6 protein-coding genes are annotated in these 5185 nt (G+C 59.0%); 3 read left to right on the forward strand and 3 right to left on the reverse strand.

Annotation, left to right across the window (positions count from 1 at the left end; genetic code table 11):
• A partial coding sequence (locus M0974_RS21765; RefSeq protein ID WP_297841557.1) for a winged helix-turn-helix domain-containing protein occupies positions 1 to 393 on the reverse strand: 393 nt, incomplete at its 3' end.
• A gap of 173 nt (positions 394 to 566) precedes the next feature.
• Between M0974_RS21765 and M0974_RS21770 the strand changes: the two genes are divergently transcribed.
• The 3 genes from M0974_RS21770 to M0974_RS21780 all read left to right on the forward strand — a co-directional run bounded on the left by M0974_RS21770 (position 567) and on the right by M0974_RS21780 (position 3463).
• Positions 567 to 1490, forward strand: a complete 924-nt coding sequence (locus M0974_RS21770) for a dihydrodipicolinate synthase family protein (protein ID WP_297841559.1) — start codon at positions 567 to 569, stop codon at positions 1488 to 1490.
• A gap of 76 nt (positions 1491 to 1566) precedes the next feature.
• Positions 1567 to 2532 carry an agmatinase gene (gene speB / locus M0974_RS21775; protein ID WP_297841562.1) on the forward strand — a complete coding sequence of 322 codons (966 nt, stop codon included), beginning with the start codon at positions 1567 to 1569 and terminating at the stop codon, positions 2530 to 2532.
• 136 nt (positions 2533 to 2668) lie between these two features.
• Positions 2669 to 3463: a transporter substrate-binding domain-containing protein gene (locus M0974_RS21780; protein WP_297841564.1), complete on the forward strand. Its 795-nt coding sequence runs from the start codon at positions 2669 to 2671 to the stop codon at positions 3461 to 3463.
• Positions 3464 to 3539: 76 nt separating this feature from the next.
• Here the strand turns inward: M0974_RS21780 and M0974_RS21785 are convergent, their stop codons facing one another.
• Together M0974_RS21785 and pxpB are read right to left on the reverse strand one after the other, a co-directional pair.
• The gene (locus M0974_RS21785) at positions 3540 to 4505 is read right to left on the reverse strand and encodes a biotin-dependent carboxyltransferase family protein (RefSeq protein WP_297841567.1); all 966 of its coding nucleotides are present in this window, start codon (positions 4503 to 4505) and stop codon (positions 3540 to 3542) included.
• On the reverse strand, positions 4502 to 5185 hold a 684-nt coding region (gene pxpB / locus M0974_RS21790), incomplete at its 5' end, for a 5-oxoprolinase subunit PxpB (protein ID WP_297841570.1). The genes M0974_RS21785 and pxpB, both read right to left, overlap by 4 nt.

Genomic DNA, 5185 nt, shown 5'->3' on the forward strand with positions numbered 1-5185 from the left:
CCGCGTTAGCGTTTTCATCAGCGTGACCCGGTCAACGTCGTAGCGCTTCGCGATTTCTGTCTGGGTCAGGGAATTGGTGATCGCACCGCTCAGCCGATCATTCACAAGACGCTCATACAGCGATTCTTCAAGGCTCGACGAGACGCTCAGCGCCACCCGTTGCAGGGTATCGAACGCCTTGAGCAGGAAAAATCCTTGATTACGCCGGGCTTCGACGATGCCTTCCTCGACCAGCAATTTCAAAGCGTTGCGGATCGGCGTGCGTGATACACCGAGCAAATCGGCAATTTGTTGTTCGCGCAGGTGATGTCCAGGCTCGAATTTCGCCTTGCGGACGAAATCAAGAATCTGGTTAGCCAGACGGCGGCTGTTCTGACCCGGTAACGAAGCCATGAAAGGTGAACCTCGAAAAAATAAAGTGCGCACATCCTATCAAGGACGCTCACCGCTGCTGCATACCCGCGTGAAAAACAATGTGTCGCCATTGCTCGAGAAATTTATTGTACATATGATTACAAATAATACAATATCGGATCACTCTGATGAACAGCCTCCTGGGAACACACATGCAAACCCTTCAAGAATGTCGCGAACGCCTTCACGGAATCTTCAACATCACCGTCACCCCCTTCACTGCCACCGGCGAATTCGATTACCCCGCCATGGCCGAGAACATCGAGCGCGTCATTGCGCTGGGTTACGACGGGTTGCTGATCGGCGGGACTTACGGCGAATTCCCCGTCATGACCTGTGAAGAGCGCACCGACATGTTCCGCAAGGTCATGGAGATCGTTGGCGACCGCGTACCGGTGATGCTCTGCACCGCAGGCTCCGACAGCCGTGTAGTGCGTGAACTGACGCAGCTCGCCGGCGATCTCGGTGGCCTGCCTATGGTCACGCCACCTTTCGTGTCCGAGATTACCGACGCGCAGATCGTCAGTTTCTTCCAGCAGATGGCGCCATTGTCAAAAACCGGGATCCTGATCTACAACGCACCGGGCATTGGCATCACCCTCTCCGTGCCGGTGATTGAGCAACTGGCTGAAATCGAGGGCGTGGTGGGTTTGAAACAGGGCGATTTGACACCAACGGTTATCGACCGTATCGCCAACAAACTGGGGGACAAGGTCCGCCTGTTCTGCGCATCGGACCTGGTTTTTAGCGGCCCAATGATGGCGGGTTTCGATGGCATCAGTTCAACCAACAGCGGTGCATTGCCTGAGCTGATTCTGGCGACGTTCCGTGCGCTGCAAACCGGTGATGCAAAGCTGGCCATTGAATTGCATCGTCTTTGGTTCCCGCTGCGCGAACTGGCGCGCAAGCACGGTCAGCCGCAAACCACCAAAGCGATCATGAATCTGCGCGGTTTCAAAGGCGGCTCGGTACGCCAGCCGTTGCTCGACCTGCAGGGCTCGGCCCTTGAGGAGGTGGCAGTGGCTTTGCGCGCACTGGCCAGCGACGAACGCTCAGCGATTGTGCTGCCTGCGTAAGCCCATACCCAATATTGGCCGGTGATGCCCTTTTGCATCATCGGCCGCGAAACATGCTGAGTAACTGGAGAATGACATGAGCGTATTACCCACTGATTCTCTCTCCACGCCACGGTTCTGCGGCGTACCGACTTTCATGCGTTTACCGATGGCGACCACGCTTGAAGGCCTGGATGCAGCAGTTATCGGCTTACCGTCCGATTCGGGCGCGGCGTTTCGTACCGGAGCGCGTTTCGCGCCCAATGCGGTGCGTGCGATGTCGGTGATGCTGCGCCCTATCAGCCCTTATCGCGACAACATCAACATTTTTGAAGCTCTGAACATCGCCGATGCCGGGGATGCTGCCGTGGTGCCCGGCTACGAAGAGGAATGCCTGGCGCGGATAGAACAAGCAGTGGCTGGACTGGTCAACGCTGGGGTCGTGCCATTCGGTATCGGCGGCGACCATTCAGTGACGCTCGGTGAGTTGCGCGCCGTGGCAGCCAAACACGGGCCCGTGGCGTTGGTGCAGTTCGACTCCCACAGCGACACATGGGACAAGTATTTCGCCGACAAGCTGTACAGCGCAGGGACTCCGTTTCGGCGCGCTGTGGAAGAGAACCTGGTCGACCCTGCGCACTCGATTCAAATCGGCCTGCGCGGCTCGCTTTTTCGTACCACCGACATCAGTCAGTCGATTGATCTGGGCTACGAAGTGGTGACCACTGACCAGATGTTCGAAATGGGCATTCCAGCCTTGGCCGAGCGCATCAAAGAGCGCACCGGCGGGCGCCCGACGTTCATCACCTTCGACATGGACTTCGTCGACCCCGCCTCGGCGCCCGGCGTGCAGACACCCGAAGCTGGCGGCCCCACCACCCGCGAAACCCTGCAACTGTTGCGCGCCATGCATGGCATCAATCTGGTGGGTTGCGACGTCACGGAGATCAGCCCGATGTATGAAGGTCCGGGGCAAATCACCTCGTTGCTGGGGGCCACCGTCCTGAGTGAGTTCATGTCGCTCCTCGCCAGCGAGCGTGCACGCAGCGCAAAACAAACCTGATTGATTCGATTGACTTGATGGAGTAAAGCCCCGGCCTGCCCATGCCCGGCAAGAGTGCGCTGCGCGTTGGTCCAGTGTGGACGACGCAGCGCCCGCCACCCCGCGTTCAACATTAACCAGCAAAGAGAGTGTGACCATGAAAGTCAGAAATATCGTGCAAATGTTCGCGGCATTGTCGGTGCTGACGTTTGGCACCTGGGCGAGTGCGGATGAGCCTCTGGAACTGATCCATCCAGGAAAATTGCTGGTGGCAACCGAAGGCACCTTCCCGCCGTTCAGCATGCGCAATGCGAGTGGCCAACTCGATGGCCTGGAAGTTCGGGTGATGAAGGAGGTCGCCCGCCGCTTGAACCTTGAATACACCCCGGTGTTAATCAAATGGGATGCACTGCTTGTAGGCCTTGCGGCCAATCAGTTCGATGTGATCAGCGCGGCGATGGACATCACGCCCAAACGCCAAGAGCAGATTCTGTTCTCCGATGGCTGGTTGGAATCGGGTGGGCGCGTCGTCACTCCACCGAACTCTACGATCAAATCAGCAGCGGACCTTAAGGGCAAAAAGGTCGGCGTGCAGGTTTCCACTACCTTCAGCGCCATCGCCGAAGAAAAAGGCGGCGTGCTGAAAAACTACAAGGCAGAATCCGACGCGATTCAGGACCTGATCAATCACAACACCGATGCGGTGATCACCGATTCCATCAGCGCGGCTTACTTGATGAAAACTGTGCACCTGCCGATCGTCATGACCGACGACTACGTCAGCCATATCCAGAAAGGTTTTGCCTTCAAGCTGGGCAAAAACAATCTGGTGAAAGCGGTCAACAAAGCGTTGGCAGACATGAATGCCGACGGTACGTACGCGAAGTTGACGCTGGACCTGGTGGGTTATGACCCAGCGCCGAAAGAGCCGATCCGTTCGATCATCAAATAACGGCTGTCCCCTGCCTTGAACGGCGCGCTTCCAGTTTTATTGCGGCGCCGGTTCAAGGGGGAAAGCAACCGCCGCATCAACTGCGACGGTGATAACGCATCAGCAGCTCGTCGAGGTACGCGTTGAGCAGCACTTGCCGTCCACACCACAAGTCCTCGGCGTCCTCGACCGAGACTTCAGCAAAGCTCAGCCAGTCGCCCGGCTTGAGTTGCCCCAGACGCGCCAGGTCCGCACGAATCACCGTGGCGATTTTCGGATAGCCGCCGGTGGTCTGCCGGTCGTGCATGGCGATGATCGGATTACCACTGCCGGGGATTTGCACGCTGCCGGTGCTGATCGCGTCCGAGACAATATTAAAGCCCTTGAGGTGAGCGATCACCGGGCCGGTCATGCGGTAGCCCATGCGGTCGCTTTGGCTTGACACCTGAAAGGATTCGCTGAGGAAACGCTGAATTTCGGCAGGGCTGAAATGGTCCTGCTGCGGGCCCAGCACTACGCGCAACGGCTGATGCTCGCGCTGCGGCAGAAAGCGCTGGCCAGGCGCGCGGGCGGCCAATGGCAAGTATTGCGAAGGCGCCGCCAGCGGTAACTCGTCACCTTTGGCGATAGCGCGACCCGCAAAACCGCCCAGTGCTCCGCGCATCAATGTCGAGACGCTGCCCAGCACCGGCTCGACTGCAAACCCGCCGGCAACGGCGAGATAACCTCGCGCTCCGCTCAGCGCCCGACCGACTTTCAGCACTGCACCGGAACGCAGCACGTGGCACTGATAGGGCGCGACCGGCTGATCATCGATGAACACTTGCATGTCGCCAGTGACCGCAATGACACAGCCGCCCTGCCCCACGAGAAACTCCCCGCCGACCAAGGTGAATTCAAGTGCGCCGGTGCCCGCCGGATTGCCGACCAATGCGTTAGCGATCGCGAAACTCAATTCATCCAGGGCGCCGGAAGGCGGTACGCCTCGGTCCTCGTACCCTGTGCGACCACGATCTTGCAATGTGGTGAGCAGGCCCGGGTTCAAAACGTGAAAGCTGCTCATGTGCGCCAGGTCCATTGCGGGAGGTAATCGGGTTGTGCCGAGAGCGCGTCGAACTCGTCGCTGCTGATGGGTGCAAAGCGGATTTCGTCACCGGCGCGAAACAGAAACGGCTGTTCCCGCGACGGTACGAAACTGCGAGCGGGCGTTCGGCCAATCAGGTTCCAGCCGCTGGGGGCCTCGACCGACGCCACGGCCGTTTGCATGCCGCCAATGCTGACCGTGCCCGCTGGAGTTTTCAGTCGCGGGGATTCGCGACGCGAGGTGTGCAGTCGCTCGTCCAGACCGCCCAGATAAGCAAACCCCGGCATGAAACCGATCATGTAGACACGATAACTCACTGCGCTGTGCAGGCGAATGACCTCTTGAGGGGCAAGTTGGTGATGGTCAGACAGCCAGAGAAGATCAATACCGTGGTCGCCACCGTAAGCTACCGGCACCTCCCAACTGCGTACCGGATCCGCTGCCGCATCAGGCTCGGCCAGCAGGCGCTGGAGATGTTCGCGCAGTCGTGACTGACGAATGCGCGTGCAGTCGTAGGCTACGGTCAATGCGCGGTAGGTGGGAATAAGGCCGGTCACCCCATCGATGCAAGCCTCGGCGACACGTTTGGCCAGCCCCGTGACGCGCTGATTGACCGCTGCATCGATCACCTCGCCGAAATCGATGTACAGCGCATGATC

It is taken from the genome of Pseudomonas sp. (assembly GCF_026224925.1).
Taxonomy (GTDB): Bacteria; Pseudomonadota; Gammaproteobacteria; order Pseudomonadales; family Pseudomonadaceae; genus Aquipseudomonas.

Bases quoted from the DNA above. Each gene is read 5' to 3' on its own strand.
- M0974_RS21770 (WP_297841559.1), top strand. From the start codon at position 567: ATGCAAACCCTTCAAGAATGTCGCGAACGCCTTCACGGAATCTTCAAC.
- speB (WP_297841562.1), top strand. From the start codon at position 1,567: ATGAGCGTATTACCCACTGATTCTCTCTCCACGCCACGGTTCTGCGGC.
- M0974_RS21780 (WP_297841564.1), top strand. From the start codon at position 2,669: ATGAAAGTCAGAAATATCGTGCAAATGTTCGCGGCATTGTCGGTGCTG.
- M0974_RS21785 (WP_297841567.1), bottom strand. From the start codon at position 4,505: ATGAGCAGCTTTCACGTTTTGAACCCGGGCCTGCTCACCACATTGCAA.